Annotated in this window: 19 protein-coding genes; 11 read left to right on the top strand and 8 right to left on the bottom strand. The window is 58.4% G+C overall.

What is annotated here, in order from left to right:
• Positions 1-155: 155 nt before the first annotated feature.
• Positions 156-512, bottom strand: a complete 357-nt coding sequence (locus AB7M26_RS24455) for a DUF6124 family protein (protein ID WP_123493831.1) — start codon at positions 510-512, stop codon at positions 156-158.
• Between the two features lie 645 nt (positions 513-1157).
• On the opposite strand from AB7M26_RS24455, the gene AB7M26_RS24450 reads away from it, so the two are divergent.
• From AB7M26_RS24450 to AB7M26_RS24440, 3 genes are all read left to right on the top strand, one after another.
• Complete coding sequence (locus AB7M26_RS24450; protein WP_123493833.1) at positions 1158-2900, top strand: amidohydrolase; 1743 nt, start codon at positions 1158-1160, stop codon at positions 2898-2900.
• A 117-nt stretch (positions 2901-3017) separates the two neighbouring features.
• A complete protein-coding gene (locus AB7M26_RS24445) occupies positions 3018-3758 on the top strand; it encodes a TorF family putative porin (protein ID WP_123493835.1) in 741 nt (246 codons plus the stop codon).
• Between the two features lie 119 nt (positions 3759-3877).
• Positions 3878-4531 (top strand): peroxiredoxin, encoded by a 654-nt coding sequence (locus AB7M26_RS24440; protein ID WP_007904854.1) that lies wholly within the window; start codon positions 3878-3880, stop codon positions 4529-4531.
• Positions 4532-4751: 220 nt separating this feature from the next.
• Here AB7M26_RS24440 and AB7M26_RS24435 read toward each other — a convergent pair whose 3' ends face one another.
• Together AB7M26_RS24435 and AB7M26_RS24430 are read right to left on the bottom strand one after the other, a co-directional pair.
• Entirely contained in the window at positions 4752-5249 is a 498-nt protein-coding gene (locus tag AB7M26_RS24435) for a heme-degrading domain-containing protein (RefSeq protein ID WP_123493837.1), read from the bottom strand.
• A gap of 10 nt (positions 5250-5259) precedes the next feature.
• Positions 5260-6261, bottom strand: a complete 1002-nt coding sequence (locus AB7M26_RS24430) for a LacI family DNA-binding transcriptional regulator (RefSeq protein ID WP_123493839.1) — start codon at positions 6259-6261, stop codon at positions 5260-5262.
• A 201-nt stretch (positions 6262-6462) separates the two neighbouring features.
• On the opposite strand from AB7M26_RS24430, the gene AB7M26_RS24425 reads away from it, so the two are divergent.
• Genes AB7M26_RS24425 through AB7M26_RS24415 form a run of 3 tightly spaced genes read left to right on the top strand, consistent with a single transcriptional unit; the run spans position 6463 to position 10016 of the window.
• Complete coding sequence (locus tag AB7M26_RS24425) at positions 6463-7629, top strand: Gfo/Idh/MocA family protein (RefSeq protein WP_429386540.1); 1167 nt, start codon at positions 6463-6465, stop codon at positions 7627-7629.
• Positions 7626-8729 (top strand): sugar phosphate isomerase/epimerase family protein, encoded by a 1104-nt coding sequence (locus tag AB7M26_RS24420; RefSeq protein ID WP_123493843.1) that lies wholly within the window; start codon positions 7626-7628, stop codon positions 8727-8729. The genes AB7M26_RS24425 and AB7M26_RS24420 overlap by 4 nt, the downstream gene beginning before the upstream one ends.
• Positions 8730-8783: 54 nt before the next feature.
• The gene (locus AB7M26_RS24415; RefSeq protein WP_123493845.1) at positions 8784-10016 is read left to right on the top strand and encodes a nucleoside permease; all 1233 of its coding nucleotides are present in this window, start codon (positions 8784-8786) and stop codon (positions 10014-10016) included.
• 220 nt (positions 10017-10236) lie between these two features.
• Here AB7M26_RS24415 and AB7M26_RS24410 read toward each other — a convergent pair whose 3' ends face one another.
• Positions 10237-11097: a CAP domain-containing protein gene (locus AB7M26_RS24410; protein WP_123493847.1), complete on the bottom strand. Its 861-nt coding sequence runs from the start codon at positions 11095-11097 to the stop codon at positions 10237-10239.
• 252 nt (positions 11098-11349) lie between these two features.
• On the opposite strand from AB7M26_RS24410, the gene AB7M26_RS24405 reads away from it, so the two are divergent.
• From AB7M26_RS24405 to AB7M26_RS24395, 3 genes are all read left to right on the top strand, one after another.
• Positions 11350-12162: an AraC family transcriptional regulator gene (locus AB7M26_RS24405; protein ID WP_123493851.1), complete on the top strand. Its 813-nt coding sequence runs from the start codon at positions 11350-11352 to the stop codon at positions 12160-12162.
• 90 nt (positions 12163-12252) lie between these two features.
• Positions 12253-12639 (top strand): cupin domain-containing protein, encoded by a 387-nt coding sequence (locus AB7M26_RS24400; RefSeq protein ID WP_123493853.1) that lies wholly within the window; start codon positions 12253-12255, stop codon positions 12637-12639.
• A 273-nt stretch (positions 12640-12912) separates the two neighbouring features.
• On the top strand, positions 12913-13734 hold the full coding sequence (locus tag AB7M26_RS24395; RefSeq protein WP_123493855.1) for a MinD/ParA family protein: 822 nt from the start codon (positions 12913-12915) through the stop codon (positions 13732-13734).
• A 201-nt stretch (positions 13735-13935) separates the two neighbouring features.
• Here the strand turns inward: AB7M26_RS24395 and AB7M26_RS24390 are convergent, their stop codons facing one another.
• From AB7M26_RS24390 to AB7M26_RS24380, 3 genes are read right to left on the bottom strand one after another with little or no spacing between them, the layout of a single operon-like run.
• Complete coding sequence (locus AB7M26_RS24390) at positions 13936-14421, bottom strand: adenosine-specific kinase (RefSeq protein ID WP_123493857.1); 486 nt, start codon at positions 14419-14421, stop codon at positions 13936-13938.
• 47 nt (positions 14422-14468) lie between these two features.
• Positions 14469-14972 (bottom strand): SLATT domain-containing protein, encoded by a 504-nt coding sequence (locus tag AB7M26_RS24385; protein WP_123493859.1) that lies wholly within the window; start codon positions 14970-14972, stop codon positions 14469-14471.
• Between the two features lie 58 nt (positions 14973-15030).
• The gene (locus AB7M26_RS24380; RefSeq protein WP_123493861.1) at positions 15031-15603 is read right to left on the bottom strand and encodes a thioesterase family protein; all 573 of its coding nucleotides are present in this window, start codon (positions 15601-15603) and stop codon (positions 15031-15033) included.
• Between the two features lie 241 nt (positions 15604-15844).
• Here AB7M26_RS24380 and yfcF point away from each other — a divergent pair, with 241 nt between their 5' ends.
• Positions 15845-16477 (top strand): glutathione transferase, encoded by a 633-nt coding sequence (gene yfcF, locus AB7M26_RS24375; RefSeq protein WP_123493863.1) that lies wholly within the window; start codon positions 15845-15847, stop codon positions 16475-16477.
• A gap of 15 nt (positions 16478-16492) precedes the next feature.
• On the opposite strand, the gene AB7M26_RS24370 is transcribed toward yfcF, so the two are convergent.
• A complete protein-coding gene (locus AB7M26_RS24370; protein WP_123493864.1) occupies positions 16493-17290 on the bottom strand; it encodes an alpha/beta fold hydrolase in 798 nt (265 codons plus the stop codon).
• A gap of 133 nt (positions 17291-17423) precedes the next feature.
• On the opposite strand from AB7M26_RS24370, the gene AB7M26_RS24365 reads away from it, so the two are divergent.
• Positions 17424-17813 (top strand): c-type cytochrome, encoded by a 390-nt coding sequence (locus AB7M26_RS24365; protein ID WP_123493866.1) that lies wholly within the window; start codon positions 17424-17426, stop codon positions 17811-17813.
• The last annotated feature ends 14 nt before the right edge of the window (positions 17814-17827 follow it).

Genomic DNA, 17827 nt, shown 5'->3' with positions numbered 1-17827 from the left:
GCGTAGCACTCACAAAAATCGGCGATTGTTATCAGATTTTGGGGCCGCTACGCAGCCCAGCGCGAGCAAGCTCGCTCGCCACAAAGGTAAGCATTACTGAAGCGTCTCGCTTAAGTGAACAGCCTCGCTCCTACAGAGGAATGGAGCTCACAGTTCTAAGGCGTAGCAATTTTATCCAGCACCCGGTTCGCCGTGATCTCCGCCACCATGATGCTGTTCGAAATGCCCAGCAGGGCGTAGCGCGACTCACCCTCCAGATGATCCACCAACTGATGGACCATCACATCGACCGAGGCCAGCGTCTCGACCAAAAAAACCGCCAGGGTTTCGGCTGTGGCCTGTGGGTCCACAGAAAACATAGTGCTGGGTGTACGCGCGGTGGCTTTGATGTCGGCATTCGACGGGAAGTGGAAGTCGAGGGCGCGTTTGGCGGCCTCGTTGAGCTTCTTTGAATCGGGTTCGTATGGGGAGATCGGATCGGCGTCCGGCGGATTGGGTGTGACTTTGAACATAGATGAAAACTCCTTGTTGCAGATTTTAAGGAGCCATCACCCTCGCTACCAAACGAAGAGTGGCGGCCATACGCGGGTTGGTAGACCGGCTGCAACAGGAAACCCGGCGCTCACAAAGGAGCCCCACGCATGACCACCATAAAAGCAGAGTCCCAAAAAAGAGACGGCATAAGGTGTTGCCATACGGCTGTTACAGGGCGGGCTACCAAACCCGATCACTGTTTTTCAGTGACAGGGAAACGATATAGCCCGCCCCATAGCCGCACAAGCCAGCGGATTCTGGTGCAGCCGTAGGCAACGGCGCAAGGTTTTGTAGCTTTCAGGAAGTAACTTTCAGGTCTTTTAAACAAGCCTCTTCGGTCTATGTTGATTGTGCCGCCGTCTTCGCGAGCAAGCCCGCTTCCATAGGGTCCGCCGCCCACCAGATCGGACGCCTGTCATTTAATTGCCTCACCCCTCCTCATTTGTAGAGGTCCATCCGACGTTTGCGCCCTATAGGGTAGGCCTGCATGTCAGAGGCTTGCGGCCGTCTGTTCGGGCCACTGCCTGAGCGGGGCCAAGGCGCCGTTCGTTGGACTTGATCCACAGGCATTGTCACAAGCGTCCACATCCCGAATCGCCCGATAAAAACAAGAGAGTGTTCCGATGCGACTATTCATTCCCAACCTGTTGACCGCAGCCCTGGCCCTTTCCTCGGTGCAGGCTATGGCCGCCGCTGATCTTGTGCTGTTCAACGGCAAGGTCTTTACCGCCGAACCCGGTCAAGCACTGGTTCAGGCCGTGGCGGTGCAAGACGGCAAGATTCTTCAAGTGGGCAGCAATGCCGAGATCAACGCCCTGGCCGATGCCCAGACGCAACGAATCGATCTGGCGGGCAAAGTACTGATGCCTGGAATGATTGATACCCATAGCCACCCGGTCGTCGCGGCCTTCAACAGCCAGGGGGCCAACCTGCTGGATGAAGTAAAGCCGTTGCCGGAACTTGAGCAATGGGTGATCGAGCAGGATGAAGCGGGGCGTGCACGGGCCGGTGACGTGATCAGCATTGCCGGGGTGAGTTCGGCCTATTGGGAGAAAAGCCGCGAGCTCGGTCAGCGCTTCAATCAGGGACGCTGGGCGGACCAACCGGTGGTCCTCAGCGGAATTGACGGGCATACCGGTTGGGCCAACAACGCGATGCTCAAGCGCCTGAAGATCGACGCGGCATTGGTAAAAGGTCTGTCGGAACAGGATCGCAGTTTCGTAGGGCACGAAGCGGACTTCTCTCCCAATGGTTATTTTGCCGAGTCGCGCTGGGACAAGATACGCAGTCAGATCCCCGCGCCCGGCAACGAGGTCATGCTCAAGGCCGCCCGCGAGGCGGTGAAGGTCAATAATCAATATGGCGTTACCGCCTGGATGGACGCGGCAGCGAATGCCGGAAGTGGTGATTCGCTGTTCGATTTCCAGGCCACCGAGCAGAGTTACGGTGTTCTACCGCTTTACCGCGAACTGGCGCAGAAGGGCGAGCTCAATGCCCACGTCGCGGCGCTGCTGCTGGCCAACCCAAAAAGCCGGCCGGCCGATCTGGAAGTGCTGGCCAAGGTGATGAAGAAATTCGAGGGCGTGCCCAACCTGAGCTTCCCTGGCATCAAGGTCTTCGCTGACGGCGTCCTGGAGTTTCCAGGGCAGACGGCCGCGGTGATCGTTCCCTTCAGCAACAGCCATAAAAACGGTCAGCTGCTGATCGACCCGGCGCACTTTGGTGAATTGGTGGTCGCGGCGGAGAAGCGTGACTGGATTGTGCATACGCATGCGGTCGGCGACCGTGCCGTACGTGAGTCACTCAATGGTTTTGAATACGCGCGCAAACTCAACCCGACACCGATGGCCCACAGCATCACGCACCTGCAACTGGTCAATCCCAAGGAGTTCCCGCGCTTCAAGCAACTTGGCGTGATCGCTTCCATGCAGCTGCTGTGGGCTACCGGCGAGTCTTACACGGTGGAGTTAGTCAAACCGTATATCAGCGCGTTCGCTTACGGTTACCAGTATCCCGCCAGGTCCCTGCATAACGCCGGTGCGGTCATCGCCGGTGGCAGTGACTGGCCGGTGTCCAGCCCCAATCCGTGGAATGCCATCGCCCAGGCCAGCACGCGCAAAGGGCCGCTGGGTGTGTTGAATGCCAAAGAAAGCATTGATCGCCAGACCATGTTCTACGCCTACACCCTCAATGCCGCCAAAGCCCTGCGGCTGGAGCAACAGATTGGTTCGCTGGCGCCCGGCAAACAGGCCGACTTGATCATCCTCGACCGCGATGTGTTCAAGGTCAGCGACGACGAACTGTTCAACACCAAGGTCTTGAAGACTTTCTTCGCTGGCAAGCAGGTTTACGCGCCCGCGTCCTGACCACTGACCGCTTGCCGGCAGCACCCAAAAATAAATGCTCCTGCTCCTCGCATGGCGAGGGGCCGGGCAACGCCGTGCCCGACATCACCCGCTGATCCATAAAAATAAGAGACTTGTATGAACGTACGCTCAGCATTGACCGTTGCCAGCCTCGCATTGGCTCCCCTGACCAGCCAGGCACTGACGCTTGACGATAATTTCAGCCTGGACATGACTCTGGGCGTTTTCAGTGACTACCGTTCGCGTGGCATTTCGCAAACCCTGGGGGATCCGGCGGTTCAGGCCGGCGCCACGCTGGTGCACAGCAGCGGCTTGTACATTGGCGCCTGGACCTCGAATGTCGATTTCGGCAGCCCCTACAAAACCCGGCAGGAACTCGAGTACTACGCGGGCTACTACTGGCAGGCGAGCGAAGCAATCAGTCTGGATCTGGGGTACCTCAAGTACGACTATCCAAAGGAAGGCCAATTCAACATGAGTGAGGTCTACGCCATCCTTGATGTTTATGGCGTGAAACTCGGCGCCAACTACTCAAACGATACGCCGAACTTCTTTGGCGAGGACCAGGACACCCTCTACACCTACCTCAGCTACAAAATCGAATTGCCGGCCGAGATCGGCCTGGACCTGCGCGTGGGGCGCAACGATGTCAAAGACCCGGCTTTCTGGTCCGCCAACGGTGAAAGTCGCGATGCCTACACCGAGTGGGAGGCCAAACTGACCCGTGATTTCGTGGGTGTGACCTGGGGCCTCAGTTACATCGATACCGACCTGTCGAAAAGCGAATGTGCGAGCTGGTACGGCTATGGCGATCTGTGCACGGCCACCGTGGTCGCCAGTGCCAGCAAGGCCTTCTAAGCTCGTGTGTTCAAGCGTCTCCTATACTGATCCGCGTTGACAGGTTCAACGCAGATCCTGAATGCCGTTGGAGCAGCAGCCAGCGGCTTCCCTACGACTCAACAGTAAGGAGAACGAACATGGCAATCCGTATTGGCGACGAAGCACCGGACTTTACCGTCGAAAGCACCGAAGGCCCGCTGCATTTCCACGAGTGGATCGGCGACAAGTGGGCGATTCTGTTTTCGCACCCCAAGGATTTCACCCCGGTGTGCACTACTGAGCTCGGCTACATGGCAGGGCTCAAGCCGGAGTTCGATAAACGCAACACCAAGATCGTCGGGCTCAGCGTCGACCCTGTCAGTAATCACCAGACCTGGGCCAAAGACATCGAAGAGACCCAGGGGCATGCGGTCAACTATCCGATGATCGGTGACGAGAACCTGGTGGTGGCGAAGCTCTACGACATGATTCATCCGAATGCCAGTGGCGGCGCACGGACTGCCGTGGACAACGCTACGGTGCGGTCAGTGTTCATTATCGGCCCGGACAAAAAGGTCAAGGCGATGCTGATCTACCCGATGAGTGCCGGGCGCAACTTCGATGAAGTGCTGCGTCTGCTTGATTCTCTGCAATTGAACGCCAAGCACACCGTCGCCACCCCAGTGAACTGGCGCCCGGGCGAGGATGTGATTATTCCCACTTCGGTCTCCGACGAGGACGCCAGGAAGAAATATCCGGATGGCTTCAAAACGCTGAAACCTTATTTGCGCACGGTGGCGCAACCGAAGTAACCGATCCGTCCAGTCAGTTAAGCGTGATACTGAACTTGTGGCGAGGGAGCTTGCTCCCGTTGGACTGCGAAGCAGTCCTCCTCTTTTTGGGGATAAGGGGGGGCCGCTTCGCGACCCAGCGGGAGCAAGCTCCCTCGCCACAGGTTACTCATCGCTTGTTCTATCTCTTAACTGACTGGCACTAGAGCAAGCCCGCTCCCACAACCCGCGTGCGGCGGGGCTACTCGTCCTCAAGCGCAAGTTCGCTCGGGTCGACCCCACACATTTGGGCCAATACCTGAACCACCAAAGCATGATCCTCACGCTGGGGCAGCCCTGAAACAGTGACGGCGCCAACGCACCCCACGCCTTTGACCGATATCGGGAAGCTGCCGCCATGATCGGCGTAATCACGCAGGGGCAACCCCATCAAACCTTCGAGTGAGTCGCCCTGAAGCGCAAAGGACCGGCCGACGCGGTAGGAGCTGAGTTCCATCAGTTCCACGACATTTCGCTTGCGTCGTGCCCAGTCGGCATTGCTGGCAGAGGTACCCGGCATCGAATAAAAAAACACCGTGTCCCGCGCCAGCCTGATCTCAATCGTGGCGGACACGCCTTGCTCCTCGCAGGCGCTTTTCAAACGGGTGCCCAAGTCCCAGGCCGTCGCTTTGTCGAAGCGCTCAAACTTCAGGGTTTCTTCCTGGAGTGCGATGCGTTGCAGGTCGGTTTTGATGTCCATGATTTCTCCCTCATCCCTTCCGGGCGGTCGTACTGTTACGCACGGTTAATGTGAACGGCAGCACCACATGGCGGTCCGGGATGGGCTTTTTTTCGATGAGGGCGATCAGCATTTCAACGGCCTTTTGGCCAAAGATTTCGGCAGGTTGCGCAATGGTCGTCAACGCGGGATCACAGTAGGCCGCGAACGGAATGTCATCGAAGCCGACCAACGAAATATCGTCGGGTACCCGCAAACCCTGTTGCTTGATGCGCTTCAACGCACCGATCGCCATTTCATCGTTCTCGCAAAAGAATGCGGTCGGACGGTCGGGCAATTCCAGCAGCATTCCCGCACCATCAAAACCGGCCTGCAATGTGAAGTCCCCGTGGCAGATCAATTGCGGATCAGGCTCGATACCGGCCTGGAGTAATGCATCTTGATAACCGGCCACTCGGTCGCGTGTGAGCGGGCTGCTTTTCGGGCCTTTGATCAGGCCGATCCGGCGATGACCCAGATCGATCAGATGCTCCGTCATGGCCTTGGCCGCCGCCCGGTTGTCGAGGCTGATGGTCGGATGCCGCCCGCCTTGAATCACCTCGCAGGCATTGACCAAGGGCGGTGATTCGCCATGGGGGAAGGGCGATTCAAAAGGGTCGTAGGCGCGCAACTGAATCACGCCGTCGGCTTGGTGGGCGTACGCCAGCGCGGCAAATTCCCGTTCGATTTCCTCGCGGCCCTGGGTGTCGCACAGCAGCAGGCGGTATCCGGCCGCCTGCGCCGCCTGTTGGGCACCGCTGATCACCCGTGCGAAAAACGTGTTGGCGATGGCCGGGACCAGAATCACCAGGTTGCCGGTTCTGCGCGAACGAAATTGCACGGCCATGAGGTTCGGCCGGTAGCCGGCCTGTTCCACGGCTGCGTTGACCTTGTCCCGGGTGTCGGGGAGTACACGCTCGGGCGACTTCAGCGTTCTGGACACGGTGGCCACCGAGACGCCGGCCAGCCGGGCTACTTCACGAATATTGGACAAGACGACCTCGTTATAGAACCGGCAGATGTAAACGTGGCCGGCGAGCTTACCGCAGTCCGGCCGTGCGCTGAAATGAGCTTCATTTTTAATCCCGGGTTTGACACTGGAAGTAACTGAGCCTAAATTTCCGGCATGATGTAACCGGTTACATCATAGTCAAACCTGAAGCACTAATCCGCCCCGAACAAGAGAAAATTCGCGATGAATGTTGCAACGGCAAAAATAAGAATGGGGTTTGTCGGGGGCGGCGAGGGTGCCTTCATCGGCAAAGCCCACCGCCAGGCTGCCGGCCTCGATGGTCGTTTTGAACTGGTGTGCGGTGCATTCAGCCGAGACGCCCGCAACAATCAGGATACCGGCGCCGCGCTGGGATTGTCCGCCTCACGCTGCTACAGCGACTGGCAACAGATGCTGGACCGCGAGCGCGCACTGCCTGCCGACCAGCGCATGGAACTGTTGGTTATCGTCACGCCCAATCACTTGCACGCGCCGATTGCCAGCCAGGCACTGAATGCGGGTTTTCATGTGTTCAGCGAAAAGCCCGCGGCACTGAATCTGTCCGAGCTGCTGGCGCTCAAGGCGGTGGTGAAAAGCAGCGATCGTCTCTATGGACTCGCCCACACGTATCTGGGATATCCGATGGTCTGGCAGGCGCGCAAGATGGTGCGTACCGGCGTGATCGGCGCAGTGCGCAAGGTCATCGTCGAGTACCCACAGGGCTGGCTGAGCCGGGATGTGGCCGGGCAGGGCAACAAGCAGGCGAGTTGGCGCGATCAGCCCGAGCAGTCCGGGTTGGGCGGCTGCATTGGCGACATCGGCACCCATGCCTTTTCACTGGCCGAATTCGTCGCGGACCAACCCATCGAACAGGTGTGCGCAACCTTGGGTTCGCACATTGCCGGGCGGCAACTGGACGATGACGCGGCGATGCTATTCAAGATGGCCGCCGGGGCCAGCGGGGTGTTGATCGCCAGCCAGGTCTGCGCCGGCGAAGAGAACCCGTTGAAGATCCGCGTCTATGGCGACAAGGGCGGGCTGGAGTGGCGTCAGGAAGAGCCCGCGAGCCTGATCCATCGCTCCCTCGATCAACCGTTGAGCATCCTTCGTTCCGGTGTCGGCCAGCCCTGGTTGTGCGAGGCCGCCAGCCAGCGCATGCGTTTGCCCGCCGGGCATCCCGAAGGTTATCTCGAGGCCATGGCCAATCTCTATGGCGATTTCGCCACCGCGATCCGCAGCAACATCGAAGGCAATGATGCCCCGGGCGTGCCGGGTATCGAGGTCGGGTTGCGTGGCATGGCGTTCATCGAGGCGGTGGTCGCCAATCATCGCGGCGACGCGAAGTGGACCGAACTGGTCTGCAACCCATGAATCCGGAGAAACCTCCCGTGAACCACACCTCCCCAACACCGGCAGGCCTGCGCGGCCCGGGTATTTTCCTCGCGCAGTTCATGTCCGCCGAAGCGCCCTTCGACACGCTCGCCAACATTGCCCGCTGGGCCGCAGCGCAGGGTTACAAAGCCATTCAATTGCCGACCCTGGGCACGCAATACATCGACCTGGCGCGCGCCGCCGACAGCCAGGATTACTGTGATGAGTTGAAAGCCGTCTGCGCCCAGGCAGGTGTCGAAATCAGCGAACTGTCGACGCATCTGCAGGGCCAATTGGTGGCGGTGCATCCGGCGTTCGATACGTTGTTCGATGACTTTGCCCCCGAGCATTTACGCGGTCAGCCTCAGGCCCGCACCGAGTGGGCCATCGATCAGCTGAAGCTCGCCGCGCGCGCCAGCCAGCGCTTGGGGTTGAAGGCGCACGCGACGTTTTCCGGTGCGTTGCTCTGGCCTTACGTCTACCCGTGGCCGCAACGCCCGAGCGGTCTGGTCGAACAGGGGTTTGCCGAACTGGCCAGGCGCTGGTTGCCGATCCTCGATTGTTTCGAAGAGGCCGGTGTCGACCTCTGCTACGAGATCCATCCCGGCGAAGACCTGCACGACGGCGCCTCGTTCGAGCGTTTCCTTGAGGCCGTCGATCACCATCCGCGCGCCGCGATCCTCTACGACCCGAGCCATCTGCTGCTTCAGCAAATGGACTATCTGGGCTTCATCGATCGCTACCATGAGCGCATCCGCATGTTCCACGTCAAGGACGCCGAGTTCCGGCCCGATGCCCGTTCGGGTGTCTACGGCGGTTATCAAGGTTGGGTCGATCGGCCGGGCCGCTTCCGTTCTTTGGGCGATGGGCAGATCGATTTCAAATCGATTTTCAGCAAATTGACGCAGTACGACTTTGCCGGCTGGGCGGTTCTGGAATGGGAGTGTTGCCTGAAGGATTCGGAGCAGGGCGCCGCAGAAGGCGCGGCCTTCATCCGCCAGCACATGATCAGCAAAACCCGAAAGGCGTTTGACGATTTCGCCAGCGTGGCGTCCGACGAGCGTTTCAATCGACGGCTATTGGGTTTGCCCGACGCCTGAAAACCTGTTTGCCCCTTTCTCCCAAAAAAGAAAAACAATAAGACGGTGACTGATATGACCACGATGACTGCGCGATTAAGCGTAATGATGTTCCTGCAGTTCTTTATCTGGGGCGGATGGTTCGTGACCCTCGGCACCTTCCTCTCCAGTAACCTGGGGGCCAGTGGCGGGCAGATCGGCATGGCGTTCTCGACGCAGTCCTGGGGGGCGATCATCGCGCCCTTTGTGATCGGTTTGATTGCCGACCGCTACTTCAATGCCGAGCGCATTCTTGCGGTGTTGCATCTGATCGGCGCGGTGCTGCTGTTGCAACTCTATCGAGCGCCTGACTTCAGTGGGTTTTACCCGTTTGTGCTGGCTTACATGATGATCTACATGCCGACGCTGGCGTTGGTGAATTCGGTGGCGTTCCGGCAGATGCGCGACCCGGCCCTGGAGTTCTCGCGGATCAGAGTGTGGGGCACCATTGGCTGGATTGTGGCGGGCGTGGTGATCAGCTTTGTGTTTGCCTGGGATTCGCAACAAGCGATCTCATCCGGTGGCTTGCGCAACACGTTTCTGATGTCGGCCATTGCCTCCTTCGTGCTTGGCATCTACAGCTTCAGCCTGCCGCGCACCGCGCCGCTCAAACCTGAACCAGGCAGTGTCGGCTTGAAGCAAATACTGGGGCTAGACGCCTTGGGTTTGTTGAAGGACCGCAGTTACCTGGTGTTCTTCATCGCCTCTATTCTGATCTGCATTCCATTGGCGTTTTATTACCAGAATGCCAACCCGTTCCTGGCGGAAATCGGCGTGACCAATCCAACCGCCAAGATGGCGATCGGGCAAGTCTCGGAAGTGCTGTTCATGTTGCTCCTGCCGCTGTTCATCCAGCGTTTCGGCATAAAGATCGCGCTGTTGGTGGGGATGCTGGCGTGGGCGTTGCGCTACCTGCTGTTCGCCTACGGCAACAACGGGGACCTCGCTTTCATGTTGTTCACCGGCATCGCCTTGCACGGCATCTGCTACGACTTCTTCTTTGTTTCGGGGCAGATCTACACCGATGCCAAAGCCTCGGAGCGTTTCAGAAGCTCCGCGCAAGGCTTGATCACCCTCGCGACGTACGGCGTGGGCATGCTGATTGGCTTTTGGGTGGCCGGGGCGGTCACCGATCACTATGCGTCGGCTGACAGCCATGACTGGAAAAGCATCTGGCTGTTCCCGGCAGGTTTTGCGCTGGCGATATTTTTCTGTTTTTCGCTGGCCTTCAAAGGGCGGCAAAGCGTGGCAGCGCCGTCGAGTATTTGAATAATGCCCGAATACCGGCGGAACCTGTGGGAGCGGGCTTGCCCGCGATGGCGGTGGGTCAGGCGACATCAATGTTGATTGTGCCGCCGTCTTCGCGGGCAAGCCCGCTCCCACAGTGGTCGGTGTCGTTCGCAAAATTTGTGTACGTCGCCAATCCATTTGTGGGAGTGGGCTTGCGATTAACCGACTGGCATTTTTGGGGTTATGGAACGCGCCTGATTCAAGGCGCACCAAACAACATCGTCCAATAAACACCTTTATCGCTGCGCGAATCGGCGGCATAGGCTGCGCCGACCTGGGTAAACATCGGGTTCATCAGGTTGGCGCAGTGCCCGGGGCTGGCCAGCCAGCTGGCCATCGCTTTGTTCGGTGAACTTTGCCCGGCGGCGATGTTTTCGCCGATCTGCCGGCCTCGATAGCCGGCGGCTTTGGCCCGATCCAATGGCATATCACCATCAGGATCCCGGTGGGCGAAGTAATTGCCGTAGGCCATTGCCTTGCTGTGGCCTTGCGCGGCGGCACCCAAAGCGGGATTCCAGGAAAGTGGCCGTGCGGCGGCAAAGCGTTGACGCCCGCACATGCGCGGCTTGGCCCGTGCCGCGTTGACCTGTGCCAGCAACGCCTTGCCCGCTGCTCGCGAATCACCGGCACGTCCGTCGAGCACCGGTTGCGCCAGTACCACCTGCCATTCGCTACGGGAGCGAGTGACGCCGATGTCGGCGAACTGAGTATCGAGCAGCGCCCCGCAATAGTCGCTCTCAAGCATGTCAAACGCCTCATCGGCATCTTGCGCGCCGACCACGCGAAGAGTGCGCACCGTCACCGCTTGATAGCCGTTGGCCTTCAAGGCACTGCGCAAACCGCCGCCATAGCCGACCGGCAAGGCCAGATTCGATTTCAGCGACAGCGGCCGCAACGGCTTGACCGTACGCCCCGCGCAGCGATCGGGATCGGCGCGGTAGTCGTTGATGACCTCCACCAGTTGCCGCTCCCCACTGGCGTGGGCGGGGCTGGCGAGTAGCGGGAGCAAAGGCATCAGGCACAGCGAGATAAAGCGACAGCGGCGGACGGTTAGGCGCATGAACGGACAGCTCTGATGAGATGACGACGATAAGGGGACAGGAACGAGCAATGACCGTAGGAGCGCTTCGTTGGGTGAGCTTCTTTTACGGCACGGCTAAGACTGCGGGTCTGAAGACTGGTTCACGAGGGGAAGAGACAAATTTAGCGGCGCCGTCGTGGGGGCCGATTCAGGCATGCACGGGTCAGTCCGCGGGGGACATCGGACACGCTGACTGGTACCGTACTGACATCATTCAGGTGGTACAGGGACATGACGAAAGCCAGGGGTGACAAGGATTGGGTAAAGCGCTCGGCTCAACCGTTGAAGATGGAGCGTATCGAAGCCTTTTTTGGCGGCCATGGGTTTACGCCGCATCGCCACGATACGTATGCCATCGGACGAACGCTGTCGGGTGTACAAAGCTTCCAGTACCGCAACACCAAACGTCACAGCCTGCCCGGGAAAACCATCGTTTTGCATCCAGACGAGGTGCATGACGGTGAAGCCGGCACCGAAGCGGGTTTTCATTATCGGATGATCTACATCGAACCTGCTTTGATTCAGCAAGTATTAGGCGGCAAGCCCTTGCCCTTCATCGAGGGTGGTATCTCCAACGACCCACGGCTTTATGCCGCGACCCAGGTGCTACTGCAAAACCTCGACGCTTGCATCGAGCCCCTGGAAGAAGACGATGCCATTTACGATCTCGCGCAGGCGCTGGATGTGAACTCGGGGCAACGCGGGCGGCGCAAGTCGTTTGATTTCGCAGCGGCCGAACGCGCGCGTGCGCTGATTCATGAGTCGCTGGATCGAGTCATTACCCTGGAGGAGTTAGCGCAGGCCAGTGGTCGAGACCGCTGGAGCCTGAGCCGTGATTTTCGTGCGCTGTACGGTACTAGCCCCTATCGATACATGACTCAACGACGTCTCGATCTGGCTAGAGCACTGATGTTCGGCGGCTACTCGATGGCAGAGGCGGCCGTCTGCGCAGGCTTTTTCGATCAAAGCCACATGACGCGTCAGTTCACCCAGACCTACGGCGTCTCACCCGGTCGATGGATGAAAAGGCTGGGCCTTGTTTAAGGGCGCTCGACTTGCACGATCATGCAATACGCCGTGCTGATCCTCTCCTAAAGTCAGACCTCTATAACGTGTCTAGTGAGGGCGACTCAAATGCATTCCCAACCCGGCGTGACAACCTGCACCGCGATTAACTTTGCCGAGAAATTTGCTTTGTTCAGTGAGCAATGGGCGCCCAAAGTCATTGCCGAAATGAACGACTACCAGTTCAAGGTGGTGAAAATCGAAGGCGATTTTGTCTGGCATTCCCATGCCGACACCGATGAAACCTTCATCGTCCTTGAAGGCGAGCTTCGCATTGATCTTCGAGAGGGGGCCGTCGTGGTTAGGCAGGGAGAAATGTACGTTGTCCCCAAGGGCGTCGAACACAAGCCTTACGCCGGGCGAGAGGTGAAGATGTTACTGATCGAGCCGCGTGGCGTGCTGAATACCGGCGATCAGGAGGGAGAAAGAACCGCAATCAATGACGTCTGGATTTAGACGTCTTGGTCGTTTCATCATCTGGGGGGTGAGCAGGGCGCCTGAGAGTCTGGCACCAGTTCAGCCGCCTCTATAAGCAAGCATTTAGCAGCGCAGTGTCATTCTCTGAATCAACCCATTAGCGGCGTTTTCGTTGAAAAGGTTCGATGGCAGGTGGCGAAGTGCCTCTCGTCGGAAGACAACGCGGCTATTTCGCGCTTTTCAGCTATTCTTGCGGCATCTGGACGGTGGCCATGACGTACTGGCACACGATGCGCAAGGAAGGAAGACAAAATGGATGATGTGCATTGCGTGCAGGTTATCGCTGTAACTGGCGGTAAAGGTGGCGTGGGCAAGACAACGGTGGCGGTTAACCTTTCGTTGGCGCTGGCCAAAATGGGGCGGCGTGTCGTATTGCTGGACGCCGATCTGGGCCTGGCGAATATCGATATTCTGTTGGGGCTGACGCCGCGCTACACGCTGGCCGATGTCATTGAAGGGCGTTGCGAACTGTCCGAGGCGCTGTTGCCTGGGCCTGGAGGCATTCGTGTTGCCCCGGCCTCTTCGGGCTTGCAGAGCATGATTCATCTGGAACCGGCGCAATACCGTGCACTGATCCAGTCCTTTAGCGATATTGGCGACAAGCTGGATGTGCTGGTGATCGATACCGCCGCCGGTATTGGTGGCTCAGTGGTCAACTTCATCCGCGCGGCGCAGGAAGTGATGGTGGTCGTGTGCGATGAACCCACCTCGATCAGCGGCGCCTACGGGCTGATCAAGCTGCTCAACCTGAACTACGGTCTGCACCGTTTTCGGGTGTTGGTCAACATGACAGGCAGTCCGTCGGAAGGCCGCAATCTGTTTGCCAAGCTGGAAAAGATTACCGACATGTTCCTCGATGTCTCGCTGCAATACGTCGGCGCGATACCCAACGATGAATGTGCGCACAAAGCCGTGCAGAAGGGGCGTGCGGTGTTTGAAGCCTTTCCCCGTTCCAAATGCGCTCAAGCCTTCCAGGCCCTGGCTCACAATGTCGATAGCTGGCCGTTGCCCACTCATCCGAGAGGGCATGTGGAGTTTTTTGTTGAGCAACTGGTGCAGAATTCGGGCAGGTGAGGTGCAAGGCCTTGTAATGTTGTTCACTTAAGCGCCCATCAGTCATACATGCCTTTGTGGCGAGCGAGCTTGCTCGCGTTGGGCTGCGCAGCGGCCCCAAAAAATCTGACAACTATTGCCGATTTTTGTGAGTGCTACGCACTCAAGCGGGAGCAAGCTCCCTCGCCACAGGCTTCTCACTGACTCAAAACCAGACTCAAATCACAACTTGTAGCCGATCTGCCGCAACAAGTTCTTGCGCCACAGAATGTCTTCATCACCTTCAATGTCTTTGGCACAGAAGCCATCCACCACGCCCAGAATCCCGCGTCCCTGTTCCGTCTCAGCGAGAATCACCTCGGTGGGATTGGCCGTTGCACAAAAAATACGGCACACCTCTGGCACCATTTTGACGGTGTTCAACACGTTTAGCGGATAGAAACCGTCGCCCAGGAAAATGATGAAGCTATGGCCCGCGGCAATGGCTTGCGCGTTTTTTTGCGCAAGCTCGATCATGGCGGTATCGGTGCCAGACCATCGCACCAGGCATTTGCCGGAGGCTTCACAAAAGGCCACGCCAAACTGGATACCTGGCACGGCGTTGACCAACGCTTCATGAATATCCTCGACGGACTTGATGAAATGCGTCTGGCCCAAAATGAAGTTCGTCGCTTCTGGCTTGTCGATTTTCAACGTGATGAGTTGCATGGCAAACGCCTCCTTTCACGATGCTGCGGGCCAGGTCTGGCCGTTGATCAAGCCGGGACGGTGTCTTGCCCCGCTGGCGGTGGCTCTGTGGAGACGCGAACATCCCCCAGTCTCCTTATCGTCGACTTGGGCAAGGTCGGCGCATCAAGCAGAATCGAATCAATGCGCTTGCGGATGTCAAAAACGATTGGGCCCAGGATAGCCTCGTCCTTGCCACTGGCGATTTCGTCCTGAATCTCACGCGATATCGCCCCGAGTTTCTCGGCGGTGTCTTTGTGCCCTGCAGCCCGGGTGTCAAAGTTCAGGAAGGTCTGAACCGAACTCAACACCAGGGTCAGGAGTGACAGGACACCGGCTACGTATTGGAGCCACACGGGCGAGGAATCACTGATCGAGCCAAAGACGCTGGCGCTGACGATCGCCGACAGCACCACGCAGGGGATGCCCAGTTTCCAGCTGAATTTCTCGAAATCCCGGGCACTGATTTCGTGTTCAATCTGCAACCGGACAATCATGCGATTCCATTTGGTCAGTAGCTCGAGCCGGCTCATGGTTGCAGTCCTTGGCAGAGGGATTCAGGGGAATATTAGCTTCTATTTGGCCGCCTGGTCAGGGTTCGGAGACAGGATGAAGCTTAGGCGCCAGGCCTTCTTCCTCTCGGAGTTGGCGGCTCATATCGTCGCAGCTTTGCGACCAGGTTGTCAGCCACGGCGCCATCTCGGGTGACTGTTCAGCCAATCCCAGCTCCCGGACAAACTCGGCAGGTGCGACCGTGCCTTTGGCCGCGCGGAACAGGCCCCGCATGATGACGACGCCAACTACCCGTCCTTTGCTCACGAAGCGGTGTTCCATAAAGCTCCACTTATCGTCCCAGCCGAGTATGCGGGTATGAATCTCAAACGATTCGAACAGCTTCAGCTCCCGCCGAAACTTGCCCCAGGTATCCCCAACGATCGGCACAGCTCTATGGCGCAGAGCCACTCGATAGGCACCGCTGCGCAGGACGAAGTCCATGCGGCCTATGTCGGCCATAGTGAAATAACGGCCATTGGTGACGTGCCGGTTGAGGTCAAGATCGAGCGGCCAGACGCGCATGCGGATGATGGTAGTGGCCAGCCCATCAACCGGCTTGCGCCATGGGCGACGAAACAGCATCAGGAACAGTCGAAACCAGAGATTCATAAGGATGCCGAGGGTTGAGTAGATCGGTGCACTTTAGGGCGGGGACTGCGAGCGAGATAGGTGCACAAATGACTTTTTTCAGGTGAAAAGCGCAATTGGATCATTCATGCGCTGGGGCAGTCATTTCAGCGATTGCCCGCCAACCCCGTATTCCGCTCAGGAATGCCCCCATAAAAATCATGCATTTTCTTTATGGCATTGGATCTCGTAGCGTGTCTGCTCACCCTATGGAGATGTCCTCGTGAATGATTCCCGCCTGCGCCTGTACGTTGATGCTCAATTCACCAGCCCCTATGCCATGTCGGTTTTCGTGGCCCTTCGCGAAAAGGGCATCGAATTCGAACTGAGCCCGCTGGACCTCGACGCGTTCGAAAACCAGGCAGAAGACTATGCCAGCCTCTCGCTGACCCAGCGCGTACCGACGCTGGTGCATGGCGATTTTGCCTTGTCTGAATCGTCGGCGATCACTGAATACCTGGAAGACGTTTTTCCTCAGACGCCGATTTACCCGCAAGAATTGAGGCAGCGCGCGAAGGCACGACAAATCCAGGCGTGGCTGCGCAGTGACCTGCTGCCCATCCGGCAGGAACGTTCCACACTGGTGGTGTTTTATGGCCTCAAATCAGCGCCCTTGTCGCCCGCTGCCGAATCGGCCACGCGCAAGCTGATTGATGCTGCACAAGCGCTACTGGCTGACGGCCGCGAGTATTTGTTCGGGCAATGGTCGATCGCCGATGTGGATCTGGCCTTGATGCTCAACCGGCTGATACTCAACGATGACGCCGTGCCCTGCGCGCTGGTGGAATACGCCCAGCGTCAATGGCAGCGGCCTACGGTGCAGGAGTGGGTCAAACTGCAACGTCCTGCACCGTAGCGGTGTGAAGTCAGGTCAATTGCGCTCAATAAATTGCACGATGACCTGATTGACGACCTCAGGATGCGTAATGGGCCCCATATGACCGAGCCCCTCGAGTTCCACCACTTCAACGTTCGGCAGTGCGCCGGTCAGCAGCCGCGCCACCGCCCGTGAGGATGCCGGCGAATCCTTGCCGACCATGAAAAGCACCGGCAGGTTGAGCGAGCGGAACGCCTGTAATGGTGTCGGTTCGTTCAACAACGCGTGAGCCCAGCCCTGTACATTGGCCACCGCGGCGGCGATGGAAGGCTTGCGTTGTTCCGGGGTTTGCTCCCAAGCGCCGGCACCCATCCAGTAGTCAATGAAGTGCCGGGCCGCTGCGTTCAGGTTACCCGCCTCAAGTGCCAGCCCGGCGTTTGCGACGACTTCACGAATGGCATCTGCCTCATTGGGTGGGGGCGATTCGGCGTCGAGCAGGGCAAACAAGGTGGGCTCATACAAAGCCAGGGCGCGCACCCGGCCGGGGTTCTGCAACGCCGCGATCAACGCCACCGCCCCGCCATAAGAATGACCGACCAGAATGAGTGGCTCGCCAGCGCGGGCGAGTACCGGTTCGGCGAAGCGCGCTTCTTCACTGAGGGTGACGATTCGATCGGTGGGCCACGCCGGGCTCTTGCCGGCGCCAAACGAATCGAGCGCCAGGACCCGAAACTGTGCGGCCAGGTGATCTTGCAGTCCACGCCACTGCACCGAGTGACTCGCATTGGCATGAAAGCAGACAATGCCCGGGCCCTTGCCGGCGTCCCGATAAAAGGGTTCGACGGGTTTCATTCTGGCTCTCCTGCAACGACGTTAAAGGGACGAAGAGGGTTATAGATTAACTTCAAGGCTTCGGTGTAGCAGCCAGTCATGATGAAATAGCCGCCCGTTTTTGCTGTCAGCAACACCTGATTGGGAGCACCACATGAAAAATGCCGCCGTACTTACTTTCGCCTTGATGCTCACTACCGGGTTATTCAGCATGCAAGCCGAAGCGGCGGGGGATGCTGAAGCCGGTCAGAAACTGTTTAACCGTATCTGCGGCGGCTGTCATCAGGTAGGGACTTCGGCGCGGGGCTCTTTTGGTCCGCAACTCAATGCCATCTTCGGACGCCCTGCGGGAAGCACGACGGACTACCAATACTCATCCGCGATGAAATCATCAGGCCTCATCTGGACTCGCGAAACACTGACCGCCTACATCGAAGCGCCAAAAGAAGTAGTCCCCGGAACCCGGATGATTTTCTGGGGCCTGAGCGATCCGCAGAAGATCGAAAACCTTTTGGCCTACCTTCAGACATTTCAGCCGCAGTAATCGGTGTCTTATCA

It is taken from the genome of Pseudomonas sp. F-14 TE3482 (assembly GCF_053629455.1).
This window is presented reverse-complemented; position numbering and strand designations above follow the sequence as displayed.

Excerpts from the sequence above, each read along its gene's own strand:
- AB7M26_RS24455 (WP_123493831.1), bottom strand. The coding sequence starts at position 512 with ATGTTCAAAGTCACACCCAATCCGCCGGACGCCGATCCGATCTCCCCA.
- AB7M26_RS24450 (WP_123493833.1), top strand. The coding sequence starts at position 1,158 with ATGCGACTATTCATTCCCAACCTGTTGACCGCAGCCCTGGCCCTTTCC.
- AB7M26_RS24445 (WP_123493835.1), top strand. The coding sequence starts at position 3,018 with ATGAACGTACGCTCAGCATTGACCGTTGCCAGCCTCGCATTGGCTCCC.
- AB7M26_RS24440 (WP_007904854.1), top strand. The coding sequence starts at position 3,878 with ATGGCAATCCGTATTGGCGACGAAGCACCGGACTTTACCGTCGAAAGC.
- AB7M26_RS24435 (WP_123493837.1), bottom strand. The coding sequence starts at position 5,249 with ATGGACATCAAAACCGACCTGCAACGCATCGCACTCCAGGAAGAAACC.
- AB7M26_RS24425 (WP_429386540.1), top strand. The coding sequence starts at position 6,463 with ATGAATGTTGCAACGGCAAAAATAAGAATGGGGTTTGTCGGGGGCGGC.
- AB7M26_RS24420 (WP_123493843.1), top strand. The coding sequence starts at position 7,626 with ATGAATCCGGAGAAACCTCCCGTGAACCACACCTCCCCAACACCGGCA.
- AB7M26_RS24415 (WP_123493845.1), top strand. The coding sequence starts at position 8,784 with ATGACCACGATGACTGCGCGATTAAGCGTAATGATGTTCCTGCAGTTC.
- AB7M26_RS24410 (WP_123493847.1), bottom strand. The coding sequence starts at position 11,097 with ATGCGCCTAACCGTCCGCCGCTGTCGCTTTATCTCGCTGTGCCTGATG.
- AB7M26_RS24405 (WP_123493851.1), top strand. The coding sequence starts at position 11,350 with ATGACGAAAGCCAGGGGTGACAAGGATTGGGTAAAGCGCTCGGCTCAA.
- AB7M26_RS24400 (WP_123493853.1), top strand. The coding sequence starts at position 12,253 with ATGCATTCCCAACCCGGCGTGACAACCTGCACCGCGATTAACTTTGCC.
- AB7M26_RS24395 (WP_123493855.1), top strand. The coding sequence starts at position 12,913 with ATGGATGATGTGCATTGCGTGCAGGTTATCGCTGTAACTGGCGGTAAA.
- AB7M26_RS24390 (WP_123493857.1), bottom strand. The coding sequence starts at position 14,421 with ATGCAACTCATCACGTTGAAAATCGACAAGCCAGAAGCGACGAACTTC.
- AB7M26_RS24385 (WP_123493859.1), bottom strand. The coding sequence starts at position 14,972 with ATGAGCCGGCTCGAGCTACTGACCAAATGGAATCGCATGATTGTCCGG.
- AB7M26_RS24380 (WP_123493861.1), bottom strand. The coding sequence starts at position 15,603 with ATGAATCTCTGGTTTCGACTGTTCCTGATGCTGTTTCGTCGCCCATGG.
- AB7M26_RS24370 (WP_123493864.1), bottom strand. The coding sequence starts at position 17,290 with ATGAAACCCGTCGAACCCTTTTATCGGGACGCCGGCAAGGGCCCGGGC.
- AB7M26_RS24365 (WP_123493866.1), top strand. The coding sequence starts at position 17,424 with ATGAAAAATGCCGCCGTACTTACTTTCGCCTTGATGCTCACTACCGGG.